General features: G+C 67.6%; 27 protein-coding genes. 12 read left to right on the forward strand and 15 right to left on the reverse strand.

The features are described 5' to 3' along the window. Both AC1DFC_RS26300 and AC1DFC_RS26305 read right to left on the reverse strand, forming a co-directional pair. Complete coding sequence (locus tag AC1DFC_RS26300; protein WP_007828349.1) at nucleotides 1-315, reverse strand: hypothetical protein; 315 nt, start codon at nucleotides 313-315, stop codon at nucleotides 1-3. Between the two features lie 368 nt (nucleotides 316-683). Continuing rightward, entirely contained in the window at nucleotides 684-1,511 is an 828-nt protein-coding gene (locus tag AC1DFC_RS26305; RefSeq protein ID WP_478180272.1) for a crotonase/enoyl-CoA hydratase family protein, read from the reverse strand. 90 nt (nucleotides 1,512-1,601) lie between these two features. On the opposite strand from AC1DFC_RS26305, the gene AC1DFC_RS26310 reads away from it, so the two are divergent. Both AC1DFC_RS26310 and AC1DFC_RS26315 read left to right on the forward strand, forming a co-directional pair. Then, nucleotides 1,602-3,470, forward strand: a complete 1,869-nt coding sequence (locus AC1DFC_RS26310) for a PhoX family protein (protein ID WP_478180273.1) — start codon at nucleotides 1,602-1,604, stop codon at nucleotides 3,468-3,470. A gap of 26 nt (nucleotides 3,471-3,496) precedes the next feature. Then, nucleotides 3,497-3,895, forward strand: coding sequence for a DUF488 domain-containing protein (locus tag AC1DFC_RS26315; RefSeq protein ID WP_413331431.1), 399 nt, complete (start codon nucleotides 3,497-3,499; stop codon nucleotides 3,893-3,895). Between the two features lie 31 nt (nucleotides 3,896-3,926). Here AC1DFC_RS26315 and AC1DFC_RS26320 read toward each other — a convergent pair whose 3' ends face one another. Next, nucleotides 3,927-4,829, reverse strand: a complete 903-nt coding sequence (locus tag AC1DFC_RS26320) for an SDR family oxidoreductase (RefSeq protein ID WP_478180274.1) — start codon at nucleotides 4,827-4,829, stop codon at nucleotides 3,927-3,929. A gap of 149 nt (nucleotides 4,830-4,978) precedes the next feature. Here AC1DFC_RS26320 and AC1DFC_RS26325 point away from each other — a divergent pair, with 149 nt between their 5' ends. Continuing rightward, entirely contained in the window at nucleotides 4,979-5,860 is an 882-nt protein-coding gene (locus AC1DFC_RS26325; RefSeq protein WP_413313056.1) for a CoA transferase, read from the forward strand. A gap of 1 nt (nucleotide 5,861) precedes the next feature. Here the strand turns inward: AC1DFC_RS26325 and AC1DFC_RS26330 are convergent, their stop codons facing one another. The 3 genes from AC1DFC_RS26330 to AC1DFC_RS26340 form a co-directional block, all read right to left on the reverse strand. Further along, complete coding sequence (locus AC1DFC_RS26330) at nucleotides 5,862-6,764, reverse strand: hypothetical protein (protein ID WP_478180275.1); 903 nt, start codon at nucleotides 6,762-6,764, stop codon at nucleotides 5,862-5,864. A gap of 64 nt (nucleotides 6,765-6,828) precedes the next feature. After that, nucleotides 6,829-9,210, reverse strand: coding sequence for a YgiQ family radical SAM protein (locus tag AC1DFC_RS26335; RefSeq protein ID WP_478180276.1), 2,382 nt, complete (start codon nucleotides 9,208-9,210; stop codon nucleotides 6,829-6,831). After that, complete coding sequence (locus tag AC1DFC_RS26340; RefSeq protein ID WP_478180277.1) at nucleotides 9,207-9,368, reverse strand: hypothetical protein; 162 nt, start codon at nucleotides 9,366-9,368, stop codon at nucleotides 9,207-9,209. The genes AC1DFC_RS26335 and AC1DFC_RS26340 overlap by 4 nt, the downstream gene beginning before the upstream one ends. Between AC1DFC_RS26340 and AC1DFC_RS26345 the strand changes: the two genes are divergently transcribed. Beyond that, nucleotides 9,358-10,308 (forward strand): bifunctional helix-turn-helix transcriptional regulator/GNAT family N-acetyltransferase, encoded by a 951-nt coding sequence (locus tag AC1DFC_RS26345; protein WP_478180278.1) that lies wholly within the window; start codon nucleotides 9,358-9,360, stop codon nucleotides 10,306-10,308. The genes AC1DFC_RS26340 and AC1DFC_RS26345 overlap by 11 nt on opposite strands. A gap of 105 nt (nucleotides 10,309-10,413) precedes the next feature. Here AC1DFC_RS26345 and AC1DFC_RS26350 read toward each other — a convergent pair whose 3' ends face one another. From AC1DFC_RS26350 to AC1DFC_RS26365, 4 genes are all read right to left on the reverse strand, one after another. Continuing rightward, a complete protein-coding gene (locus AC1DFC_RS26350; protein WP_413313050.1) occupies nucleotides 10,414-11,196 on the reverse strand; it encodes a 3-hydroxybutyrate dehydrogenase in 783 nt (260 codons plus the stop codon). Between the two features lie 46 nt (nucleotides 11,197-11,242). After that, on the reverse strand, nucleotides 11,243-11,992 hold the full coding sequence (locus AC1DFC_RS26355) for an acetoacetate decarboxylase (protein ID WP_413313049.1): 750 nt from the start codon (nucleotides 11,990-11,992) through the stop codon (nucleotides 11,243-11,245). Between the two features lie 77 nt (nucleotides 11,993-12,069). Beyond that, complete coding sequence (locus tag AC1DFC_RS26360; protein WP_413313191.1) at nucleotides 12,070-13,200, reverse strand: patatin-like phospholipase family protein; 1,131 nt, start codon at nucleotides 13,198-13,200, stop codon at nucleotides 12,070-12,072. Nucleotides 13,201-13,338: 138 nt separating this feature from the next. Continuing rightward, nucleotides 13,339-13,788, reverse strand: coding sequence for a CHRD domain-containing protein (locus tag AC1DFC_RS26365; protein WP_007828331.1), 450 nt, complete (start codon nucleotides 13,786-13,788; stop codon nucleotides 13,339-13,341). A gap of 117 nt (nucleotides 13,789-13,905) precedes the next feature. Between AC1DFC_RS26365 and AC1DFC_RS26370 the strand changes: the two genes are divergently transcribed. After that, a complete protein-coding gene (locus tag AC1DFC_RS26370) occupies nucleotides 13,906-14,457 on the forward strand; it encodes a DUF924 family protein (protein WP_042672612.1) in 552 nt (183 codons plus the stop codon). Between the two features lie 3 nt (nucleotides 14,458-14,460). Here the strand turns inward: AC1DFC_RS26370 and AC1DFC_RS26375 are convergent, their stop codons facing one another. Further along, the gene (locus AC1DFC_RS26375) at nucleotides 14,461-15,384 is read right to left on the reverse strand and encodes a YihY/virulence factor BrkB family protein (protein WP_413331426.1); all 924 of its coding nucleotides are present in this window, start codon (nucleotides 15,382-15,384) and stop codon (nucleotides 14,461-14,463) included. Between the two features lie 85 nt (nucleotides 15,385-15,469). Between AC1DFC_RS26375 and AC1DFC_RS26380 the strand changes: the two genes are divergently transcribed. From AC1DFC_RS26380 to AC1DFC_RS26395, 4 genes are read left to right on the forward strand one after another with little or no spacing between them, the layout of a single operon-like run. Further along, nucleotides 15,470-16,039, forward strand: coding sequence for a chromate transporter (locus tag AC1DFC_RS26380; protein WP_007828328.1), 570 nt, complete (start codon nucleotides 15,470-15,472; stop codon nucleotides 16,037-16,039). After that, the gene (locus AC1DFC_RS26385; RefSeq protein ID WP_413331425.1) at nucleotides 16,036-16,635 is read left to right on the forward strand and encodes a chromate transporter; all 600 of its coding nucleotides are present in this window, start codon (nucleotides 16,036-16,038) and stop codon (nucleotides 16,633-16,635) included. The genes AC1DFC_RS26380 and AC1DFC_RS26385 overlap by 4 nt, the downstream gene beginning before the upstream one ends. Nucleotides 16,636-16,683: 48 nt before the next feature. Further along, nucleotides 16,684-17,655, forward strand: a complete 972-nt coding sequence (locus tag AC1DFC_RS26390; RefSeq protein WP_413331424.1) for an aldo/keto reductase — start codon at nucleotides 16,684-16,686, stop codon at nucleotides 17,653-17,655. A 13-nt stretch (nucleotides 17,656-17,668) separates the two neighbouring features. Continuing rightward, nucleotides 17,669-18,145, forward strand: a complete 477-nt coding sequence (locus AC1DFC_RS26395) for a DUF3237 domain-containing protein (protein ID WP_413331423.1) — start codon at nucleotides 17,669-17,671, stop codon at nucleotides 18,143-18,145. On the opposite strand, the gene AC1DFC_RS26400 is transcribed toward AC1DFC_RS26395, so the two are convergent. Beyond that, nucleotides 18,142-18,663, reverse strand: a complete 522-nt coding sequence (locus tag AC1DFC_RS26400; protein WP_007828321.1) for a GNAT family N-acetyltransferase — start codon at nucleotides 18,661-18,663, stop codon at nucleotides 18,142-18,144. The two genes, AC1DFC_RS26395 and AC1DFC_RS26400, sit on opposite strands and share 4 nt — an antisense overlap. A gap of 49 nt (nucleotides 18,664-18,712) precedes the next feature. On the opposite strand from AC1DFC_RS26400, the gene AC1DFC_RS26405 reads away from it, so the two are divergent. From AC1DFC_RS26405 to AC1DFC_RS26415, 3 genes are all read left to right on the forward strand, one after another. After that, complete coding sequence (locus tag AC1DFC_RS26405) at nucleotides 18,713-19,300, forward strand: helix-turn-helix domain-containing protein (RefSeq protein WP_413331422.1); 588 nt, start codon at nucleotides 18,713-18,715, stop codon at nucleotides 19,298-19,300. 123 nt (nucleotides 19,301-19,423) lie between these two features. After that, nucleotides 19,424-19,594 carry a hypothetical protein gene (locus AC1DFC_RS26410; protein ID WP_007828319.1) on the forward strand — a complete coding sequence of 57 codons (171 nt, stop codon included), beginning with the start codon at nucleotides 19,424-19,426 and terminating at the stop codon, nucleotides 19,592-19,594. 95 nt (nucleotides 19,595-19,689) lie between these two features. Continuing rightward, the gene (locus AC1DFC_RS26415) at nucleotides 19,690-20,901 is read left to right on the forward strand and encodes an NAD(P)/FAD-dependent oxidoreductase (RefSeq protein WP_478180279.1); all 1,212 of its coding nucleotides are present in this window, start codon (nucleotides 19,690-19,692) and stop codon (nucleotides 20,899-20,901) included. 12 nt (nucleotides 20,902-20,913) lie between these two features. On the opposite strand, the gene rlmB is transcribed toward AC1DFC_RS26415, so the two are convergent. From rlmB to AC1DFC_RS26430, 3 genes are read right to left on the reverse strand one after another with little or no spacing between them, the layout of a single operon-like run. Continuing rightward, nucleotides 20,914-21,660, reverse strand: coding sequence for a 23S rRNA (guanosine(2251)-2'-O)-methyltransferase RlmB (rlmB, locus tag AC1DFC_RS26420; protein ID WP_007828317.1), 747 nt, complete (start codon nucleotides 21,658-21,660; stop codon nucleotides 20,914-20,916). A gap of 43 nt (nucleotides 21,661-21,703) precedes the next feature. Further along, the gene (locus AC1DFC_RS26425) at nucleotides 21,704-22,687 is read right to left on the reverse strand and encodes an inorganic phosphate transporter (RefSeq protein WP_007828316.1); all 984 of its coding nucleotides are present in this window, start codon (nucleotides 22,685-22,687) and stop codon (nucleotides 21,704-21,706) included. Nucleotides 22,688-22,691: 4 nt separating this feature from the next. Beyond that, nucleotides 22,692-23,186, reverse strand: a complete 495-nt coding sequence (locus AC1DFC_RS26430; RefSeq protein ID WP_413331420.1) for a hypothetical protein — start codon at nucleotides 23,184-23,186, stop codon at nucleotides 22,692-22,694. Nucleotides 23,187-23,225 lie beyond the last annotated feature (39 nt).

A 23,225-nucleotide genomic window follows, 5' to 3' on the forward strand; every position in this document is an offset into this window, starting at 1 on the left:
TCAGACGCGCGGAAGCGCCGCAAGGAAGGTGGACACGACGATCGCGGCGGCGCGGTCGAGCTGCAGGATGTCTCCCACATCGAAAGCGTGCGGCGCTGTGCGTCCACTCGAACCGAGTGGCTTGCGGATCTCGACAAGAACTTCAGCCGCCAATTCGCGGTCGCTGCGCGGCCCGCCGTCGGGATGCATCACCCATTTATCGACTTGATCGAATGGAATGCTGCGGAAGACCCCCACGATGGGGATGTACTTGTAGCGATCCTCGCCCACCAGGATGGGCACGCTGAGGTTGCAAAAAAACGTGGTCGTCGACATGCAGGATCGCCGTCGCTAAGCAAAGCGTTCAATTGTTAATTAGTGCGCTGTCAACAACCACCCTCTGCGTAGCCATCAGAGGGGAAGACGTGACCTTCTGCACACAAACTACCTCCATTCTCTCTTCTCCTCCCCTTAAAACAACTACTTTATTCTTACACAAGGGCGCCGAAAAAAGCACTCGTGTGTTTTCGGCGGTTTGAACGCGACCTAAGAGGGTCGCCCACGGGCAGCGGCAGGCGCGAAAGCTGGGGGATACGAGGTTGCGCGAAGTTCGGCACCCTCCGGGCTGGGGGATTACCCGGCCGCCCGGACGTGGGACGGCGCAGCGACCAGCCCCTGCATCAAGGCCGCAGGCCAGATGTGGATCAGGCCGGAATACTGAATCGCGGCATGCGCCGCTCGATGTTGGCCTTCACGGCCTCAAGCTGGTTCGGGCTGCCGATCAGGGCCTTCTGCTCGACCGATTCGGCCACCAGCAGTTCAGCTGCGCTCTGCGAGGCCGACGCATTGAGCAGCCGCTTGCCGGCACGGATCGCATCGGGGCTCTTGCCTGCGATCTCGTGCGCCATCTGCAGCGCCTCGGCCAGCGGATCGACCGCAATGCGGGTGGCGAAGCCGATCCGGAGAGCCTCCTCGCCGGAGAAGACGCGGCCCGTGAAGGTGAGTTCGCGCACCACGTCGCTGCGGGCGAGCTCACGCATCAGCACCATGCCGGCCATGTCGGGCACCAGGCCCCACTTGATTTCCATCACCGAGAGCCTGGTGTCGGGCGCCACGATGCGGATGTCCGCGCCCAGCGCCACCTGCAGCCCACCGCCGAAGGCCACGCCATGCACGGCCGCAATGACCGGCACCGGCACCTCGCGCCAGACCATCGCCACCTGCTGCGCGGCGTTCGAGATGCCATGCGTGCGCGCCAGCAGGTCGGCGCCGGCCGCGCCCTCGCCCAGCACATCGGAGCCCGGGCCCTGCTGCATGCGCTCGAAAGACGCCATGTCCAGTCCCGCGCAGAAGGCCTTGCCGCGGCCCGAGATCACCACGGCCCGCACTGCCTTGTCGTCACGCAACGCCTCGCCGGCCTCGATGAGTGCATCGAACATCGCGGGGTCGAGCGCGTTCATCTTGTCGGCGCGCGCGAGCTGCAGTTCCACCACGCCGTCGGCGTGGCGGGTCGTTTCGATGCGGTCGGTCATTCGATGTCTCCGGGATGGGTCCTGCGCCAGTATCGCCGGGCCTGGCACTCGGCGATGATGGCGCCTGTCGCCTGCACAACACCCTCTGCCATGCCTCTGGACCGCCGCCACTTTCTCATTCAATCGGGTTCGGCCGCCGCCGTGGTGGCGCTGTTCGGCCAGGGCTGTGCCGCCCCTTACCCGTCCGCGCCCCATGGCGACGTGCTGGGCTTCGCCGGCGTGCCGGCTTCCTTGCACGACGGCGTCGTGGTGCCGCCCGGGTACGAGTGGCAACTGCTCTACCCCTGGGGCACGCCCACCGGCATCGCGGGGCGGATGCCGGCCTTCGCGCCCGATGCCGGGAACAGTGCCGACGACCAGGCGGTGCAGGCCGGCATGCACCATGACGGCATGCACTTCTTCGCGCTCGACGCGAGCGGCGAGCGCGGCCTGCTGGTGATGAACCACGAATACACCGACGAGCAGCTGCTGCATACCGACGGCGTGAAGGTATGGACCGCCGAGAAGGTGCGCAAGTCGCTGCACGCGATGGGGGTCTCGGTGATCGAGATCCGGCGCAGCGCACAGGGTTGGCAGCAGGTGCAGCCCTCGCCCTTCGCGCGCCGCGTGCACGGCAACACGCCGATGCGCATCACTGGTCCGGCCGCAGGAACGCCGCTGATGCGCACCGCCGCCAACCCGGCGGGCGATGCGGTGTCCGGCACTTTTGCCAACTGCGCCATGGGCGTCACGCCGTGGGGCACGTACCTCACGTGCGAGGAAAACTTCCATGGCTACTTCGGCGGGCCGAAGGAGGCCGCCCAGGACGCGACGGCTGCCCAGCGCCGCTACGGCACGGTGGCCGGCTCGCAATGGGTGGAGTACTGGCGCTACGACGAGCGCTTCGACCTGAGCCGGCATCCGAACGAGCCGCACCGCTTCGGCTGGGTGGTCGAGATCGATCCCTTCGACCCGGCCGCCGAGCCCATCAAGCGCACCGCGCTCGGCCGCAAGCGGCAGGAAAGCGCCACCTGCACGGTCGCCAAGGACGGCCGTCTGGTCGTCTACATGGGCGACGACTCGCGCTTCGAATACATCTACAAGTTCGTCAGCCGGGAGAAGGTGCGCCCCGGCACCGACGCCGCCGCACGCGCCGCCAACCGCCACCTGCTCGACGATGGCAGGCTCTACGTGGCGCGCTACGACACCGGCGGCCGCGGCCGCTGGCTCGAGCTTACGCACGGCCGCGATGGGCTCGATGCGGCGAACGGCTTCGCCGACCAGGCCGAGGTGCTGATCCACGCCCGGCTGGCAGGCGACGTCGTTGGTGGCACGAAGATGGACCGGCCCGAATGGATCGCGGTGCACCCCCAGTCGGGCGAGGTCTACGTGACCCTCACCAACAACAGCCAGCGCGGCGACGCCGGCAAGCCCGGGCCCGACGCAGCCAACCCACGCGCCAACAACCTGTTCGGCGGCATCCTGCGCTGGCGCGAAGACGGTGGCGACGCTGCCAGCACCGGCTTCGCCTGGGACCATTTCGCGCTCGCGGGCGATCCCGCGCAGTCCGGCAGCGGCGCACGCTATCCATCAAACGAGGCCGACATGTTCGGCGCCCCCGACGGCCTGCACTTCGACAAGGGCGGCCTGCTGTGGATCCAGACCGATCTGAGCGGCCAGGTGCTGGGCAGGCCGCCCTACACCTCTCTGGGCAACAACCAGATGCTGTGCGCCGACCCGGCATCGGGGCGCATCAAGCGCTTTCTCACCGGACCAAACGGCTGCGAGATCACCGGCTGCGTGGTCACGCCCGACCGGCGCACGCTGTTCGTCAACATCCAGCATCCGGGCGAGGCGCGCGACGACGGCGACACGAAACCCAACAGCGCCTGGCCCGACGGCACGGAGCCGGGCAGCGCGCGGCCGCGCTCCGCGACGCTGGCGATTCGCCGGCGCGACGGCGGTATCGTCGGCACCTGAGACAAACAGAGAAAGGGGAAACCCCCATGAGCATCCGCATCGTCCGTCTCGGCACCCCGCGCGCGCCCGACGAGGGCCTGCGCGTAGGCACCGTGCGCCGTCCGCCGCGCGGCGTTCCGAAGACCGAGTTCGCATCGCAGGACTGGTACGACGTGTGGTACCCGAACCTCGCGCCCTCCGTCGAGACGATGAAGCAGGCGCAGGAAGCCCAGAAAGCCGACTCACCCGCGCAGTGGAGCGCCTTCGTGCGCAAGTTCAAGGCCGAGATGGCCGAGCCCGACGCGAGCCGCAGCCTCGACCTGCTGGCCGCGCTGTCTCACAGCACTTCGCTTTCGGTGGGCTGCTACTGCGAGGACGAATCGCACTGCCATCGCTCCGTGCTGCGCAGCCTGCTGGCCGAACGCGGCGCGGACATCGCAGACTGAGCGGGTCGACGCACACCCCGCGAGCGAGGCTTCAGCGCTGCGCCTTGTCCTTCTGGTTCTGCGCCTCGATGCGTTCGCGCGCGGCCTGCCAGTCGGCGTCGCTCCACTGGCGCAGCTCGTAGAAGTTGCCACCGGTGGCCAGCGCGTTGCCGCCGTCCATCATGATGCTCTGGCCCGTGAGCCAGTCGCACTGCCCGGGCGCCATCAGAAAGGACGCGAGGTTCTGCAGTTCGCTCATGCGGCCGGTGCGTGCCATCGGGTTGTGCTGCTTGCTGCGCGCGCCGGGCTCCTCGCCTGGGTTCAGGCGCTTGCTCATGCCTTCGGTCGGAATCTCGCCGGGGCCGACGGCGTTCAGGCGGATGCCATGCCGCGCCCACTCCACCGCAAGCGACTTGGTCATGACCTCGATGCCGGCCTTGCTCATGGCCGAGGGCACGACGTAGGGGCTGCCGTTGTCCACCCAGGTGACGATGATGCTCATCACGCTGCGGAAGGCATCGCCCGGCTTCCACTCGCCCGACTTGGACTGCGCCACCCAGCGCTTGCCCACCGCCTGCGTCACGTAGAAGCTGCCGTGGAACACGATGTTGGCGATGGCGTCGAAGGCGCGCGGCGAGAGATTCTCGGTCGGCGAGACGAAGTTGCCCGCCGCGTTGTTGACGAGCCCCGTGAGGCCGCCACTCTGGAACAGGCTCTCGACCATCTCGTCGACCTGCTGCGCGATGCGGATGTCGACGCCGAAGGTGTCGATACGCCTGTCCGGGAACTGCTGCCGCCACTCGGCCGCGGTCTCGTCGCAGACCGACTGGCGCCGGCCGCAGATGGCCACGTCGGCGCCCAGGCCCAGGAAGCGCTCGGCCATCGCACGGCCGAGGCCCGTGCCGCCGCCGGTCACGAGGATGCGCCGGCCGCTCATGAGGGAAGCTTCAAACATGGTTCGTCTCCTTGTCATTGAGGCAGCGGCAAGGGAGGTGGCTGCCACTCGCGGATGCTACGCGCGAGACGCGGCGTCGGCTTGCGGGAAGTGGCTTCGGGTGCCGGGGTGAGAATGCGCGGAACGAGTTTCCCGGAGACAAGACGCCGATGCCGAGTTCCGCCAGCCCCGCCAACGACCATGCCGCGACGCTCGAGGGCGTGCGCGTCGTGAGCGTCGCGCTCAACCTCCCCGGCCCCGCCGCGCTGCTGCGCTGCCGTGAAATGGGCGCCACCTGCCTCAAGCTGGAGCCGCCGGGCGGCGATCCGATGGGGCTCTACAACCGGCCCGCGTATGCGGCGCTGCATGCGGGCATCGAGATCCGCACCGTCGATCTCAAGACCGAGGCCGGGCAGCAGCTGCTGCACGCCGAACTCGCGGCGACCGACGTGCTGCTCACCTCATTCCGCCCTTTCGCGCTCGGCAAGCTCGGGCTCGACTGGGCCACGCTGCATGCGCGTCATCCGGCCCTGTCGCAGGTGGCCATCGTCGGCGCGCCGGGCGAGCGCGCCGAGGAACCGGGCCACGACCTGACCTACCTCGCCGAAAGCGGGCTCGTCACCGGCACCGAGCTGCCGCCGACACTTTATGCCGACATGGGCGGTGCCCTGCTCGCAAGCGAGGCTGTGCTGAAGGCCATGCTGCGGCGGTCCCGCAAGGCCGGCGGCGCGTATTTCGAGGTGGCGCTGAACGCCTCGGCCGACTGGCTCGCCCTGCCCCGCACCTGGGGCCTCACGCAGCCCTCGGGCATGGTCGGCGGCGCGCACGCCGGCTACCGCGTCTACCCCTGCGCCGACGGCCGCGTGGCCGTGGCCGCGCTGGAGCCGCATTTCGCGGCCCGGCTATGCGAGGCGGCTGCAATCGCTTCGCGCGACATGACTGCGCCGGCCACGCACGAGGCGCTGGCCGCGTGGCTCGCGACCCGCACACGCGCCGAACTCGAAGCCATGAGCCGCACGCGCGACGTGCCGCTGCTCACGATGGCCAGCTGATTCAGCGCGCCGCGCCGTCGCGCTGCCGGTCTTCGCGCTTCAGTGCGAGATAGGTATCGAGGTCCACTTCGTGCAGCTGGCGCGGGTACTGCTCCACCGCTGCGAACCAGCGGCGCTGGCGGCGCTCGGCCTGGTCGGGGCCCGGCGCGGCGAGGTAGGCGTCGAGCGTCAGGAAGTAGCGCATCGCGTTGCGCTCCACCAGCCCGCGCAGGCCGCGGATGTATTCGGGCTGCCCTTCCGGCGTCTTGCCCACCACAGTGAAGCCGACCTTGTCGCTGCCGAAAGTCGCCAGGTAGGCCATGGTGCCCAGCCGCACCATCGCGTTGTGGTCGTAGCTGTAGCTGAAATGCAGGAAGCTCTTGCGCTCGTCGAGCGCCACGGCCTGCAGCGTGACACGGTAGTTGCTGGTGCCCAGCGGCCCGCTCTCGGCCATGAGCTCGACCGACATGTACTCGGGCGTGGCGTTGGTAACCCGGTAGACGAACGGCAGCTCGAAGGCCTGGTCGATCGGCTTGTCGTAGCGACGCACCACATAGAGCGTGAGCATTTCGCTGCCTTGCGGGCCGCTGGCCGTGCGGCAGCGCCGGTTGTTGATGTGCAGGGTCAGCACGCCGCACCAGTGGGCCGATCCCTTGAGCGTGGCGCTGATCGCCGACAGCGGATGTTCGACCACCGCGTAGACGTCACCCTGCAGGCCGTCGGTCGTCTCCATGGAATCGAGCTGCACGGGGCGCCCGAAACTGCTGTGATCGAGCTTGTCGCTCATCCGCTGGTGCGTGGCACGCAGCGCCTGGGCAGAAGAGTTTTCAGGTGCGGCGGCAAGCGCCTGCAGCGAGGCCGCGAGCAGCAGCGCCCCGGCCAAGGTGCGCGTCCATGAAGCCCGCGGGGAGGGAGAACTGCTCATGGACCACACCATACAGCGGACTGTCCATCTTCGCTGTCGGTCGGACCGCGCCAGCGTTCTGAGATTAGCGCGGCTTGCGGATGCTGCCGCGCACCGGGCCAGCGGCTTTGCGCGAGACCGGCCCAGAGCCGTTGTCGCGCGGCGGCAGGCCGGTGTGCTGCGTGAGGATGCGGCCCTTCGAGGGCTTCACCGGCGTCAGCTTGACCGGTGCGGCCGTCGAGTTCTTGCGCCGCGCGCTGGTGTAACCGCCGTCGGTCAGCGGCTGCCAAGTCGGGATGAGGTGGTGCTTGCCATTGCCGATCAGGTCGGCGCGGCCCATGCTCTTGAGCGCCTCGCGCAGCAGCGGCCAGTTGTTGGCGTCGTGATACCGCAGGAAGGCCTTGTGCAGGCGGCGGCGCTTGTCGCCGCGCACGATGTCCACCGTCTCGCTCTCGCGCGTGATCTTGCGCAGCGGGTTCTTGTTGGTGTGGTACATCGTCGTCGCCGTGGCCATCGGGCTCGGGTAGAACGTTTGCACCTGGTCGGCGCGGAAGCCGTTCTTCTTGAGCCAGATCGCGAGGTTCATCATGTCCTCGTCGCTGGTGCCCGGGTGCGCGGCAATGAAGTACGGAATGAGGTATTGCTTCTTGCCAGCCTCGGCCGAGTACTTCTCGAACATCTGCTTGAACTTGTCGTAACTGCCGATGCCGGGCTTCATCATCTTGGTGAGCGGGCCCTGTTCGGTGTGCTCGGGCGCGATCTTCAGGTAGCCGCCGACGTGGTGCTGCACCAGTTCCTTCACGTATTCGGGCGACTGCACGGCCAGGTCGTAGCGCAGGCCGGAGCCGATGAGGATCTTCTTGATGCCCTTGAGCGCACGCGCCCGGCGGTAGATCTTGATGAGCGGGTCGTGGTTGGTGTTGAGGTTCGGGCAGATGCCCGGATACACGCAGCTGGGCTTGCGGCAGGCCGACTCGATCTCGGGCGACTTGCAGCCGATGCGGTACATGTTGGCCGTGGGGCCACCCAGGTCGGAGATGGTGCCGGTGAAGCCCTTGACCGAATCGCGGATGGCCTCGACCTCCTTGATGATCGAGTCTTCCGAACGGCTCTGGATGATGCGGCCTTCGTGCTCGGTGATCGAGCAGAAGGTGCAGCCGCCGAAGCAGCCGCGCATGATGTTCACGCTGAAGCGGATCATTTCCCACGCCGGGATCTTGGTCGCGCCATCGTGGCTGCCGTTCTCGTCGGCATAGCGCGGATGCGGGCTGCGCGCGTATGGCAGGTCGAACACGTGGTCCATCTCGGCCGTGGTGAGCGGAATGGGCGGCGGGTTGATCCACACGTCGCGCGCCGTGGCGCCCTCGCCGTGCGCCTGCACCAGCGCGCGGGCGTTGCCAGGGTTGGTCTCGAGGTGCAGCACGCGGTTGGCGTGGGCGTAGAGCACCGGGTCGCTGCGCACCTGCTCGTACGACGGCAGGCGGATCACCGAATGGTCGCGCGGCGGAACCTTGATTCTTGCCCGCATGGCCAGCGCCGGGTTGGGCACGAAGTTCAGCGGCTTGATGGCGGGGTTGACGACCGAACCGGCAGCGGAGCCGGCAGCTTCTGCCGCCTTGGCGACGGCTTCGGCCTCGTCTTCCTTCGCGCAGGTCGCGCCGTTGGCCTTGGCCTGGTCGGACACCATCAGGTACGGGTTGACATGCGCTTCGACGCGGCCGGGTTCGTCGACGCTGGTGGAGTTGATCTCGAACCAGCCTTCGGGCGTTTCGCGCCGCACGAACGCGGTGCCGCGCACGTCGGTGATCTGCTGCACCGGCTCCTTGGCGGCCAGGCGGTGCGCGATCTCGACGATGGCGCGCTCGGCGTTGCCGTACAGCAGCAGGTCGCACTTCGAATCGACGACGATCGAGCGGCGCACCTTGTCCGACCAGTAGTCGTAGTGCGCGATGCGGCGCAGCGAACCTTCGATGCCGCCGAGGATGATCGGCACGTCGTTCCAGGCTTCCTTGCAGCGCTGCGAATACACGATGGCCGCGCGGTCGGGGCGCGAGCCGCCGACGTCGCCGGGCGTATAGGCGTCGTCGCTGCGGATCTTGCGGTCGGCCGTGTAGCGGTTGATCATCGAATCCATGTTGCCGGCGGTCACGCCGAAGAACAGGTTCGGCTTGCCCAGCGCCTTGAAGGGCTCTGCGCTCTGCCAATCGGGCTGGGCGATGATGCCCACACGGAAACCCTGCGCCTCCAGCATGCGGCCGATCACCGACATGCCGAAGCTGGGGTGGTCGACGTAGGCGTCGCCGGTGACCACGATGATGTCGCAGCTGTCCCAGCCGAGCGCTTCCATTTCCTTGCGCGAGGTCGGCAGGAACTTCGCCGTGCCGAAACGGGCGGCCCAGTACTTGCGGTAGCTGGTCAGCGGCTTGGCGGCACGTGCAAAAAGGGAGACGTCGACGGGGGCGTTCATCGGTGGGCGTTGACAGCGCCATAGCGGCGCCGTTGTGGGCAACCCTCGATTTTAGGGTTTTCCACCATGTCTGTCGCGACAAACATCCTGTGACCCGGTGGTCGCAAGGCCTTCAATTGATTGCCAAAGTCAAATAATTTGATGACAATGGCAATCATGTCCACCCCATCTCCAACCGTTGATCCCGCCGCCGTCAAGGCAATCCGGCAGTTCAACCGCTTCTACACGCGCCGTATCGGCGCCCTCGATCCTTACCTCGGCAGCACCATGTCCTTGACCGACGTGCGCGTGCTGTACGAGCTGGCGCACCGTGAAACGGCCGTCGCCAGCGAGATCGGCCGCGACCTCGGGCTCGATGCGGGCTACATGAGCCGCATCCTGCGCCGCTTCGAGAACGAGGGCTGGCTTTCGCGCAAGCCGCATCCGCGCGATGCGCGGCAGAGCGTGTTGCGCCTGACAGACGCCGGCCACGCCGCATTCGCGCCGCTGCAACAGAAATCGCGCGAAGAAGCCGCCGCCCTGCTCGCCCCGCTGGCGCCGGCCCAGCGCCAGCAGCTGGTGCAGGCGATGGGCACGATGCAAGCGCTGCTCGACTCCGAGGCGCCGCCCGCGAAGCTCCAGGCGGCCGTGCTGCGCGACCCGGCGCCCGGCGACATCGGCTGGGTGGTGCAGCAGCACGGCGAAATCTATGCGCGCGAGTACGGCTGGAACGGCGAGTTCGAGGCTCTGGTGGCCGGCATCGCGAGCGAGTTCCTGCTCAAGTTCCAGCCCGAGTGGGAGCGCTGCTGGATCGCCGAACTCAACGGCGAGCGCGTAGGCGCGATCTTCGTGGTGCGCAAGTCGGCCACGGTGGCGCAGCTGCGCATGCTGATCCTGGCGCCCGCCGCGCGCGGGCTGGGCCTGGGCGGCAAGCTGGTGGACGAGTGCATCACCTTCGCGCGCCGCAAGGGCTACCGGAAGATGGTGCTGTGGACCAACAGCTGCCTGTCGGCCGCGCGCGGCATTTATGCGAAGCGCGGCTTCCAGCTCGCCAAGTCGGAGCCGCACGAGAGCTATGGCCAGCATCTCGTGGGCGAGACCTGGGAATTGAAGTTGTAGTGCCAGGAACACCGAGGAACCGGCTTTGCCGGGCCTCAGGTGTTGCCCCCGGTAGGGGGTTGGCGAAGCGACACGAAGTGCGCGCAGCCTGGGGACGAGCAACAGTTACTGCATGAACCAGCCGTGGCTCACCACCAGCGACTGGCCGGTGAGCGCATTCGTCGGGAAGCCCGCGAACAGCAGCGCCACGCGCGCCACGTCTTCCGTGGTCGTGAACTCGCCATCCACCGTTTCCTTCAGCATCACGTTCTTGATGACTTCCTGCTCGCTGATGCCCAGCGTCCTGGCCTGCTCGGGAATCTGCTTCTCCACCAGCGGCGTGCGCACGAAGCCCGGGCAGATCACGTTCGCGCGCACGCCGTGCTTGGCGCCTTCTTTCGCGACAGTCTTGGCCAGCCCGATGAGGCCGTGCTTGGCCGTCACGTAGGGCGCCTTCAGCAGAGAGGCTTCCTTCGAGTGCACCGAGCCCATGTAGATCACGCTGCCGCCGCGGCCCTGCGCGTACATGTGCTTCAGGCAGGCCTTGGTGGTGAGGAAGGCCCCGTCGAGGTGAATGGCGAGCATCTTCTTCCAGTCGGCGAAGCTGAACTCTTCCACCGGGTGAACGATCTGGATGCCGGCGTTGCTGATGAGGATGTCGATGCCGCCGAAGGCCGCAGCGCCCTCTTCGACCGAGGCATTGACCTGGTCTTCGTTGGTCACGTCGACACCTACGCCGATGGCCTGCGCGCCCGTGGCCTTGAGCTCGGCCGCGGTAGCGTCGGCCGCTTCCTTGTTGAGGTCGGCAATGATGATCTTCGCGCCTTCCTGTGCGAACAGAATGGCGATTTCCTTGCCGATGCCGCTGGCCGAGCCGGTGATGTAGGCGACCTTGTCCTTGAGTTGCATGGTGAGTTCCTTGGATGAGGGTTGGGAGGGAAAGAGGCTGCGGGAGTCAGGCGAGATAGTCGTGTTCGACGGTGCCCAGCGCCAGCGTCATGTCGGCGATGTAGTGCACCGCGGATTCAACCTTGCGCACCGGCAGGTCGGCCACCGGCGCCAGTGCATGGGGATGCAGTTCGAGCGAAGCCGGGCCGGCCCACGCGCCGTGCAGCGTGACGTCGACCATGTGATAGCGCACCAGCTCGCAGATGCGGGCCGTGCCGTCGACGTGCGGAATGATCTTCAGCAGGAAGTTCGGCTGCGCGATGCCCGCGAGGATGGGCCCGGGCTCGAGCGTGCGGTGCTTGAAGCCCATCGTGGCCTTGGCCACGCGCACCTTGCCATAGTCGAGCGTGCCGACCACCACGTCGGTCTCATAGTCGAGCACCGGCGAGGCCAGCTTCTTCGGAAAACCCCACAGTTCGCGCCCGCCGGCAATCGGCGGATGGTCGTCGAGGTACATCGCGTGCACGTACGAGCCCTTCTCCACGCCCCTGGCGGTGCGCAGCTGCACAGGAATGACCTGGCCCGACTCGGTGTAGTCGCCAAAGCCGGTGGAGTCGGGCATGCGGATGAATTCGTACTTGACCAGCGGCTCGACCACTTCGAGCGGCTCGGGCACCACGGCGCGCAGAGCGTCCATGTCGGTGCTGTAGGTGACGACGAGAAATTCGCGCCGCGCGAACCGGTACGGGCCGGGCGGAAAAGCGGGACTGGTCAACGGCATCGCGAATGCCGTTCGTCGCACGTCTTCAATGTTCATGGACATTCCTCCTGTTGAAGTGGCAGCCAGTCTGGCGCCGGTTTCTTAGCCGCGGCTGAATCGAGGCACCTTCATCGTCATGTCGACAGGCCCGGCCGCTTGACGCGCCCCGCGCCATGTTCACCGAGGTCGAAGGTGGTCACGCCATTGACCGTGGCGTCGGCGCGCAGGGTCTCGGGGTGGGCCAGCGTGTTGCGCATGTCGCGCGCACCCGATTCCCAATGCTCTTCCACCGCGGCGCGCGAGAACTCGTAGTCCTTCGACTCCAGCTCGTAGGGCTTGTCGCGGTAGATCAGATGGAAGATGTCGATCGGCTGGTGCGTCAGTTGCGACTGCACCGCGAGCACGCTCGGGTCGTTGCGCAGGCTGACCGGCAGCTTGGAGATCAGGTCGGCAATCGCCTGCTGCAGGTTCATGTTGGCGGCCAGCGCGTCGGTGTTCATGCGGGTGCGGCTCGAGTAGGTGATGTCCTTCTGCCGCTCCATCACGCCCGCCATGGTGCGCGGCATCTCGCCACGCGCATTGAACAGGTCGACCTGCAGCACCACCAGCGGTTCGGAGCGCGGGTGCATGTCGAGCACATACTGCAGCGGCGTGTTCGACACGATGCCGCCGTCCCAGTAGTCGTCGCCGTCGATGCTGACCGGTGCGAAACCCGGCGGCAGCGCGCCGCTGGCCATGATGTGCTCGGGCCCGATGCGCTGGCGCGTGTTGTCGAAGTACACCGAGTTGCCGGTGCGCACATTGACCGCGCCTACGCTGAAGCGCGCTTCGCAGGCGTTGATGCGGTCGAAGTCCACAAGCCGTTCGAGCGTGGCCTTCAGCGGCGAGGTGTCGTAGTAGCTCAGCAGCGGCGCCGCGCCGCCCATCAGGAAGGCCGGCGAGTAGCGCGGTTCGAAGAAGCCCGGAATGCCGAGCAGCGAGGCCATCGTCGCGCTGTACTGGTTCTGCGTGGCCCGGTCGCCGAGCCATGAAGGCAGGCGCTGCGAAGGACCCGAAGACACCAGGTGCCAGAACTCGCGCAGCCGGTCGACCCGGCGTTCGGGCGCATTGCCCGCGATCAGCGCCGCGTTGATGGCCCCAATGGAAACGCCGGCGATCCAGTGCGGCTGCAGTTCGGTTTCGCTGAGCGCTGCATACACGCCGGCCTGGTAAGCGCCGAGCGCGCCCCCGCCCTGCAGCACCAGCGCCTTGCGGGCGGTGCGCATGTCTTCGCGGCGCGAAGCGAATGGGTCGAGGGGTTTGGAGGCGGCACGGATTTTCTTCTTGGGTGGTGTCGTCATTCGTTCATTTGACACCAGCCCCGCGACGCCAACCTGACCAGGGCTTGCCGCCCCGGAACGATGTCACATCTTCGGCAGCATCTGTCCGCGGATCTCGCCGCCCGGGTTGGCGGCGGTGTGCACGTTGGCGTACCACTTGCCCGCAGCCAGGTCGGCGGCCTGTGCCGGCGTGAGCGTGGCCTGGCCTTCGATCGGGCTCGCCGGGTTGGCGAAGGGCAGCACCACGCCGGCATTGGCGCCGGCGGCGGCCGGGCCGTGGAAGTGCGCCATGGTGGCCGGGCCGCTCAGGCCGCTGTAGGTGATCTTGTACTTGAGCACGTTGGTGTCGCGGTTGAGCCAGGCCTCGGCCATGCCGCTGCCGCGCGTCATGTTGGGCGGGACTTCGCTGGCCGCGTTCATCGCGCCGCTGAAGCTCGCCACGTTCGACTTCGACATCATCCCGCAGCCGACCAGCGCGGCACTGGCCACCGCGGTGACGAGAGCTGCGCGCAAAAGAGTGCCATAGTTGGTCATGAGCTTGATCTCCTGAGTTATGAAAACCTCCACAGCATAGGCAGCGCCGCGGTTCTTGTCTTGTCGGCCACCACCCCGACTTTGATGGCGCCCAGGTGGCTGGAAGAGAATGCGGCGATGACTTCCACCCCCCTCCCCAGCGCCCGCGACGTGGCCGATTTCTGGCGCGAAGCCGGTCCCGGCCGCTGGTTCGCCAAGAATGATTCCTTCGACGCCGATTTCTCCGCCCGCTTCTCGCAAGCCCATCAGGCTGCAGCCCGCGGCGAGCTCGACCACTGGGCGTCCGATGCCGAAGGTGCGCTGGCCCTTCTGGTGCTGCTCGACCAGTTCCCTCGCAACACCTGGCGCGGCAATCCGCACATGCTGGCTACCGATGGCAAGGCGCTGGCCGTGGCGAAGCAGGCGGTAGCTGCGGGCTTCGACCGGCAGTGCGAGCCGGCGCTGCGCCCCTTCTTCTACCTGCCCTTCATGCACTCCGAGGTGCTGGCCGAGCAGGAGCGCTCGGTCGAACTCAACGCGGCGCTCGACGCCAACACGCAGCGCTATGCAGTGCTGCACCGCGACATCATTGCGCGCTTCGGCCGTTTTCCGCACCGCAACAGGATGCTCGGTCGCAGCAGCACGGCGGAAGAACAGCGCTTTCTCGACGAAGGCGGCTTTGCCGGCTGACGCTCAGGCGTCGTTGTGTGGAAGCGGCGCTTCGCGCGTCGGGGACGGATTCAGGTCGCCCGCGCCCTTGGTATCCTTCATCGAGCCGTAGGTGCGCGCATAGACCCAGGTGAACTCGGCTCCCAGCAGGAAGATCTGCGCCGAGTAGTACACCCACACCAGCACCACCACCAGCGAGCCCGCGGCCCCGTAGCCCGAGGCGACGCTGCTCTTGCCGATGTACAGCCCGATGAGGTGCTTGCCCACGGTGAAGAGCAGCGCAGTGACGCCTGCCCCGATCCACACGTCGTGCCACTGCACCCTGGCGCGCGGCATGATCTTGTAGATCATCGCGAAGATCACCGTCACCATCGCGAAGCTGAAGACGAAGTTGACGGCCTGCGCCGCCGCCTCCCAGGGGCCGAACACCGGCGACCACCACTTGCCCAGCGCCGCGAGTGCCGCGCTCGCCACCAGCGACACCATGAGCAGGAAGCCGATGCCCATGATCATGCCGAACGACAGCAGCCGCACGCGCAGCAGGTTGAACAGCCCCTTGTTCTTGGCACGGGCCGGCGCGCGCCAGATGCGGTCGAGCGCATCCTGCAGCTCGCCGAAGACGGTGGTGGCGCCCACCACCAGCAACCCGACCCCGATCGCCGTCGCGACGATGCCCTCGGCCGGCTTGTTGACGGCCTGCAGCATGCCCTGCACCGCCGCCGCGCCCTGTGCACCCATGAGCCCGGCGAGCTGCGCGAAGATCTCGCCGCGCGCGGCCTCTTCCCCGAACGCCAGGCCGGCGACCGAGATCACGATCAGCAGCAGCGGCGCGATCGAGAACACCGTGTAGTACGCCAGCGCCGCGCCCATGCTCGGCGCGTAGTCGTTCGACCAGGAATTGAAGGCCCGCTGGCAAAGATCGAAGAGTGCGCGCAGTTGCATGAGCATGCCGAAGTTTCTCAGTGAAGCCGCCCGGTGCCGTGTCAGTCCGTTGCCCGGCAAGTTGAAAGCCTGCCTACGATAATCGCTCCACATGCACCCGTCTCCCCCCGCCGCCCAGCCCCAATCGCCACGCGACCTGTTCCTTTCATTCACCTGGCTCGCGCTGCAGGGCTTTGGCGGCGTGCTCGCCATCGTCCAGCGCGAGATGGTCGAGAAGAAGAAATGGCTCACGCCCGAGCAGTTCCTCGAAGACTGGGCCGTGGCGCAGGTGATGCCGGGGCCCAACGTGATCAACCTCGGCCTGATGATCGGCGACCGCTACTTCGGCCTGCGCGGAGCGCTCGCCGCCGTGGCGGGCATGCTGGCCATTCCGATGGTCGTCATCCTCGCGCTGGCCGTGCTGTACGCGCACTACGCGGGCAACCCTCAAGTGGCGGCGGCGCTGCGCGGCATGGGCGCGGTGTCGGGCGGACTGATTGCCGCGACCGGCATCAAGCTGGTGCCGCAGCTGCGCAAGCACCCGCTGGGCTTCGCAGCCTGCCTCGCCTTCATGGCGCTGGTGTTCGTGGCCATCGTGGTGCTCAAGATGCCGCTCGGCTGGGTGCTGCTGGTGGTGGGGGGCGTGGCCTGCGTGTGGACCTGGAAGAAAATCCCCGCATGAGCATCGCGATGCAATGGCACGACTGGCTGGCGCTGTTCGGGCAATACATGCTGCTGTCGCTGCTGTCGATCAGCGGCGCCATCACCACCGTGCCCGACATGCACCGCTACCTCGTGGCCCAGAACGGTTGGCTCACCGATGCGCAGTTCAGTTCCTCGGTCGCCATCGCACAGGCCGCACCCGGGCCCAACGTGCTGTTCGTGGCGCTGATGGGCTGGAACGTCGGCCTCAACGCGGGCGGCGGCATCGGCGCCGGGCTCCCGGCCTGGGCGCTCGGTTTCTTCGGCCTGACGGTCACCATGGTCGGCATCATGCTGCCGAGCACCACCCTCACCTACTTCGCCACGCGCTGGGGCCACCGCAACCGCACGCGGCGCGAAGTGCGCGCGTTCAAGCAGGGCATGGCACCCGTGGTCGTGGGCCTGCTGATCGCCACCGGCTGGGTGCTGGCCGCCGGCAACCATGCCGGCGATGCGCCTGCATGGCACCTGTGGCTGCTGAGCGGCGCGACCGCACTCATCGTCTGGCGCACGCGCATCCACCTTCTTTGGCTGCTCGGCGCCGGGGCGATCCTGGGCGCCGTGGGCTTCGTCTGACCGCTCTCATCTTTCGCATTCCTTCGTCTTACTCAGGAACACCTCGACATGTCGCAACTTCGTCCGCTCGGCCGCTCCGGCCTCCTGGTTTCCCCGCTCGCCTTCGGCGGTAACGTGTTCGGCTGGACCGTCGACGAGGCAGCGTCGTTCAAGCTGCTCGATGCCTGGCTGGACGCGGGATTCAACTTCATCGACACCGCCGACGTCTATTCGGCCTGGGTTCCGGGCCACGTCGGCGGCGAGTCCGAGACCATCATCGGCAAATGGCTCAAGCAGAGCGGCAAGCGCAACCGCGTGGTGCTGGCCACCAAGGTCGGCAAGCCGATGGGAGAAGGCAAGTCGGGCCTGTCGCCCCAATACATCCGCGAAGCTGTCGAGGCCTCGCTCAAGCGCCTGCAGACGGACTACATCGACCTCTACCAGTCGCACGACGATGACGCCGGCACGCCCCTCCAGGAGTCGCTCGGCGCCTTCGACAAGCTGATCAAGGAAGGCAAGGTGCGCGCCATCGGCGCCTCGAACTACAGCGCGCCGCGGCTGGCCGAGGCGCTCGACGTGTCGGAGCGCCTGGGCATTGCCCGCTATGAAAGCCTGCAGCCGCTCTACAACCTGTACGACCGCGCGGTGTTCGAGGACGCGCTGGAGCCGCTGTGCCTGAAGCGCGAAGTGGGCGTGATCAACTTCTACGCGCTGGCGGCCGGCTTCCTCACGGGCAAGTACCGCACCGAGGCCGATGCGGCCAAGAGCCCGCGCGGCGCCAACACCACCAGGAAATACCTCAACGAGCGCGGCCTGCGCATCCTCGACGCACTCGACAAGGTGGCCCAGCAGTACAACGCCAAGCCGGGCCAGGTCGCCATTGCGTGGCAGATCGCGCGGCCGGGCGTGACGGCGCCCATCGCCAGCGCCACCTCCATCGGCCAGCTCGAAGAACTCGTGGTCGCGACGCAGCTGAAGCTCGACGCAGGCACCATCGAAATGCTCGATCGCGCCAGCGCCGAAACCCAACCCGCAGCCTGAACGGCCAACGGCAATGAGTGTGTTCGACTCCATCGCAGCCCCTGCGCTCGAGCACTTCGCCGACCTGCGCGTCGAGGTGGGCGTGCCGCAGGTGCTGGGTAGCAGCCAGCGCGGATTGCGCCGCGTGGTGCCGATCACCGGCGGCGAGGCCATCGGCCACGGCTGGCGGGCGCGCGTGCTGCCGGGCGGCAGCGACTTCCAGCTGATCGTGAGCGATACGCTCTCCGAGCTCGACGCGCGCTACGGCCTCGAGACCGATGCGGGTGACCTCGTCTACGTCCAGAACCACGCTGTGCGCTCGGCCTCGCCCGAGGTGATGGGCAGGCTGCTGCGCGGCGAACCGGTCGATCCGTCGCAGGTGTATTTCCGCTGCAGCCCGCGCTTCGAGACCGCGTCGCCTTCGCTGCGGTGGATCAACGAGCGCATGTTCACCGGGGCCGGCGTGCGCCACCCTGCCGAAGTGGTGATGCGCTTCTACACGCTGGTCTAACCGTCTACCGGGTTCAGCGGCGTCGCAAGAATGCGCTGATAGAAGGCCACGTCGAGCCAGCGGCCGAACTTGAAGCCGGCCTGCCGCACGGTGCCCGAATGCTCGAAACCCAGGCGCTCGTGCAGCGCGATGCTGCCGGCGTTGGCGGCGTCGATGGCGCCGACCATCACGTGCATGTCGCGCGCCATCGCCTCGGCAATGATCGCCTCCATCAGCGTGCGGCCCAGGCCTTCGCCGCGGTGCGCGCTGTCGACGTACACCGAGTGCTCCACCGTGTACTTGTAGGCGGGAAAGGCGCGGAAAGCGCCATAGCTCGCGAAGCCCAGCAGCTTGCCGCTGTCGTCCTCCGCGCCGATCACCGGGAAGCCGTGGGCGCGCTTGGCGGCGAACCACGCGACCATGTTCTCGGGCGTGCGCGGCTTGTAGTCGTACAGCGCGGTGGAGGTGGCGATGGCCTCGTTGAGGATCGCCAGTATCGCGGCGGCGTGGGTTTCCTCGCTGCAGGAGATGAGACGCATGGTTTTCCTCTTTGAAGTTTCGTTCAATATAAGAGAATAATAATCTCATATGAGAAACGATCCAACGACAACCAGCGCGCCCGGCCCGGACATCGACACGCTCATCGCCGCCCGGCTGCTGGCGCTGCGGCAGGTGCAGGCACTGAGCCTTGCGGACCTGGCCGAGCGCTCGGGGGTGAGCAAGGCCATGATCTCCAAGGTGGAGCGCGCCCAGAGCAGCCCCACGGCCGTTCTGCTGGGACGGCTGGCCGCCGGGCTCGGCGTACCGCTGGCGCAGCTTCTCACCGAGGAGAGGGAGCAGCCGCAGCGGCTGCGCACTCGCGCCGAACAGGAGATCTGGCGCGACCCGAAGGCAGGCTACCTGCGCCGGCAGGTCGCCGAGCGCCGGGGGGGCGGCGTCGAACTGGTCGAGGTCGAACTGCCGCGCTCGGCACAGGTCGACTACCCGCGCTGGAGCGGCAAGCCGTACCGGCAATGCCTGTGGATGCTCGAGGGCGCCCTCCGGGTCGACTACGGCGACGAGCGCTTCGAGCTCTCGCCCGGCGACTGCCTCGACTTCGGCGTCGACCGGCCGCTGGCCTTCAAGGCGCTGGGCCGCACCGGCTGCCGCTACCTGTTGGCGGCCAGTCCGCAGTAGCGCGGGCCTCGGGCAGCGTCCGCAGGGTAGGCAAGCTCCCACATGCACAGTCGGCGCGCACCGGTGCGACGGTTGGCACGGCCCGGGATACTGCAAGCCATCGTGGCTTCCAGAGGAACGACTATGTCTTTCGTGCTCTACCTGATCGGTTTCCTGATTTTCCTGGCCGGCCTCGCCTGGGGCGCCTCCGTGGCCGGCGTGCCCTCGCTCTACATCGGCATCGGCGTGGTGATCCTGCTGGGCATCGGCATCTTCAGCGCGGTGAGCCGCACACGCAGCAAGGATCCTTCCTGAGTTCACGAAGGCTTCACGCCGCACGCACAGAGGGTCGCTAACTTCGCATGCGCATCGCGGAACGCGGTGCGCATTGCTTCAAGTCGGCGGCCTCCATGCACACCTCTTCTCCCAGTTCTTCTTCCAGTTTCTTTTCTCCCTTCTTTTCGCCTGCCTCTTCGGCAGCGCCTTCGCCCCTTCCCCCGGCCGACCATGTGGGCGGCCTCAAGGTCGACCTGCTCGTGGTGGGCGCGAGCTTTGCCGGCCTCGCCTGCGCGCGGGCGGCCGCCCTCGCGGGCCTCAGCGTGATGGTGGTGGAGAAGAAGGCCAGCGCCGGGGCCAAGCTTCACACCACGGGCATCATCGTCAAGGACGCGGTCGACAGCGTGCCCTGGCTGTCAGAGGTGCCGCCCGCGCTCGTGCGCCGGATCGAAGGGGTGCGCCTGTATGCCCCCAACATGCGCCACGTCGACCTGCACGCACCAGGCTACTGGTTCTGGGCCACCGACGCGCCAGCGCTGCTCGACTGGATGGTGGGTTCGGCGCGCGACTGCGGCGTCGACGTGCGGCTGGGCACGCTGTTCGAGCAGGCACTGTGGGTCAACGGACACTGGGAAGTGCCGGTGACGCAGGGACCCTGCATCACGGCCACCTACCTCGTGGGCGCCGACGGGCCCCATTCGCGCGTTGCCAAGACGCTGGGACTGTCACGCAACACGCGCTTCCTCTACGGCATCGAGCATGAATACCAGGGCGCGCTGATGGCTCCGGGCCTGCTGCATTGCTTCATCGACCGCAGGCTCGCGCCCGGCTACATCGGCTGGGCGCTCCAGGGCGTGGGCGTCAGCCAGATCGGACTGGCGCGCCGCGTGGCGCACCACCATGCCGGGGCGCTGAAGCTCGAGCCTCTGCTGCGCAAGATCGCGCCGGTGGTCGCGCCCGGCGATGCGCCGCCGGTCGCGGTGCGCGCGGGCATGATCCCGTGCGGCGGCGTGCTGCCGGTGGTGGCGCGGGAACGGGCGCTGCTGGTGGGCGATGCGGCCGGCATGGTGTCGCCGGTAACGGCAGGCGGCATCCACACGGCGCTGCTGCACGGCCAGCGCGCGGGCGAGGCTGTTGCGCGCTTCGTGCGCCGCGAGGCCGGCGATCCCGCCACGTGGTTCGTGCGCAGCTACCCCGGCTTTCGCCTCAAGCGCACGCTGCGCTGGGCCTTCGACCACTTCCAGAGCGACTGGATGTTCAACCACCTGCTGGGGACGCCGCAGATGCGGCGGGTGGCCGAACTCATCTACTTCCACCGCAAGGGTGGATCGTCGCCAGGAAACTAGCCCGAAAGACGCTCAGGCGCCGCGTTGCCGCATCGCCTCGTAGAGGCACACGCCGCTCGCCACCGAGACGTTCAGGCTCTCGACCGCGCCGGCCATCGGGATGCTCACCAGTTCGTCGCAGGTCTTGCGCGTGAGCTGCCGCATGCCTTCGCCCTCGGCGCCCAGCACCAGTGCCAGGGGGCGCTTGAAGTCGCTCTGATAGATCGTGCCCGGCGCGTCGTCGCTGGTGCCCACGCACCAGATGTTGCGTTCCTTGAGTTCGTTCAGCGTGCGCGCAAGGTTGGTGACCATGAAGTACGGCACCGTCTCGGCCGCGCCGCTCGCCACCTTGGCCACGGTGGCATTGATGCCGGCCGCGTGGTCCTTGGGGGCGATGACCGCGTGCGCGCCGGCGCCGTCGGCCACGCGCAGGCAAGCACCGAGGTTGTGCGGGTCGGTCACGCCGTCGAGCACCAGCAGCAGGGGCACGGTGCCGGCCTCTTCGAGGCCTTCGAGCAGTTCGTCGAGCGAGCGGACCTGTGCCACAGGTTCGACCCGCGCCACCACGCCCTGGTGGCCGTGGCTGCCGCTGAGCTTGGACAGCCGCAGGCCATCGGCCTCGACCAGCCGCACGCCGGCTTCCTGCGCACGCGCGATGAACTGTTTCATGCGCGCATCGCGCCGGCTGGCGTCGAACATCACTTCGAGCACCGATTTCGGCGCGGTCTTGATGCGCACGCCCACGGCATGGAAGCCGAAGATCACTTTGGGAGAAGACATCCCCCGATTATCGAGTGCCGCGCGCCCCTGCCCCAAAGGCCCGTCAAGCGAGCGGCAAACCGCTGAGCGCGCGAGTGCGCTCGTCGTGCAGTTCCTGCACCGCCAGCGCACTCGGATGCACCTTCCCGCCATTGCCCACGCTCTCCAGGTACTGGCAGGCGGCATGGCCTTCGGCGGCCTTTTCGTAGCGCGCGATCCAGGCGTCGCGCGCGGGCAGCTTGTCGGGCGACACCGGCCACACGCCCGGCCGGGGCCGCATGTGGTCGCCGATGCCGATCCGCCAAGGCTTGGCGCTCACCCGGGCGCGAAAGCAGTTCTGGTTGCGGCACATGCGCGCGTAGATCTTGTCGACGCCCAGCGCCTGGAAGCAGTCGGCCACCGCGGTGTCGGACGGGCTGAAGACATCGTGCATCGCCAGCACCCGGAAGCCCGCGGGCGTGCGGTAGATGCGCAGGTTCCAGTCGGGGTGCTGCTGCATGAAGCGCGCGATGCGCTCGGCCGCCTGCTTCTCCGGCACGGGGTTGCCGCTGGGCTCGCCGCGCTTCTTGCGCTGCCCGATGACCCAGGCCACGGCGAAGACCACGATGGCCGCGATCAGTCCACCCAGCCAGGTCTTGGCGGCCCAGCCGCCGACCACGCCTGCGATCAGCGCCGGCACCAGCGCAAAGCCGAACACGCTGCCGCGCAGGGGCTCCTCGAAATCCATGTCGACGAACAGCACATCGGGCGTATTGAGGCAGCGCGCGCCGTAGGTGTTGCGCGTGATGACGGTGTCGCCATGGCGCTCGACGATTTCCTCGCGGATCGGCACGCCATCGGCGCCGTTGTAGGGCACTTTGCGCTCGCGGCGGTCGAGCTTCTCGCCCTGGTGGACGATGCGGTCGAAGGCGTCGCGCGTGCGCTGGTCGGCATGCGCCTGCGCGGCGATCGGGCTCTCGTCGGACCAGCCATAGCGGCGCACGGTGAACTGCTTGCCCGCGACACGCTCCTGGATACGGCCTTCCGCCCAGAACTGGGGAACGATCATCGGCTCAAGCCCCTCTGCCGAAATACAGCCAGATCATGAGCGCGGCCATCGCGATGATCAACGCCGGCAGCCATCTGTAGCCACCGCCGTGCTCGCGGCCCGGTTCGTTCATCGAGCACCGGGGCATGTGCCGGGTCAGCGGGCCGAAGCCGATGCCCGACGGATCCTCGTGGTTGTCGACCAGCCGCTTCGCCGCGGCCAGGCTCAGGCCGGTGGCTTCGCGGGTAAGGCGGATGGCCTCGATCTTGTTGCCCCTCGCCAGGGCCGCGAGCGCGGTGGAGGGCATAGCCGCAAAGCCGCGTTCCTGCCTTGCGGCAGTGGGCGCGCAGCGTCCGCAGGCGGCATCGCCATCCCCTGCTTCCTGCCGGTCGGCATAGCGATCGACGGCTTCCTTGGCCGCCTTGAGGTCCATGCCCGTGCGATTGCGCACGATCTTGATGGCCTCGATCATCCTGCCGCGCTGCAGCGCCAGGACGGCGTCCTGCGGAAGTTCCTCCATGGCTATCTCCTCGAGTTGACTCGCTATTCATTTGATAGC

It is taken from the genome of Variovorax sp. 10L421 (assembly GCF_056395365.1).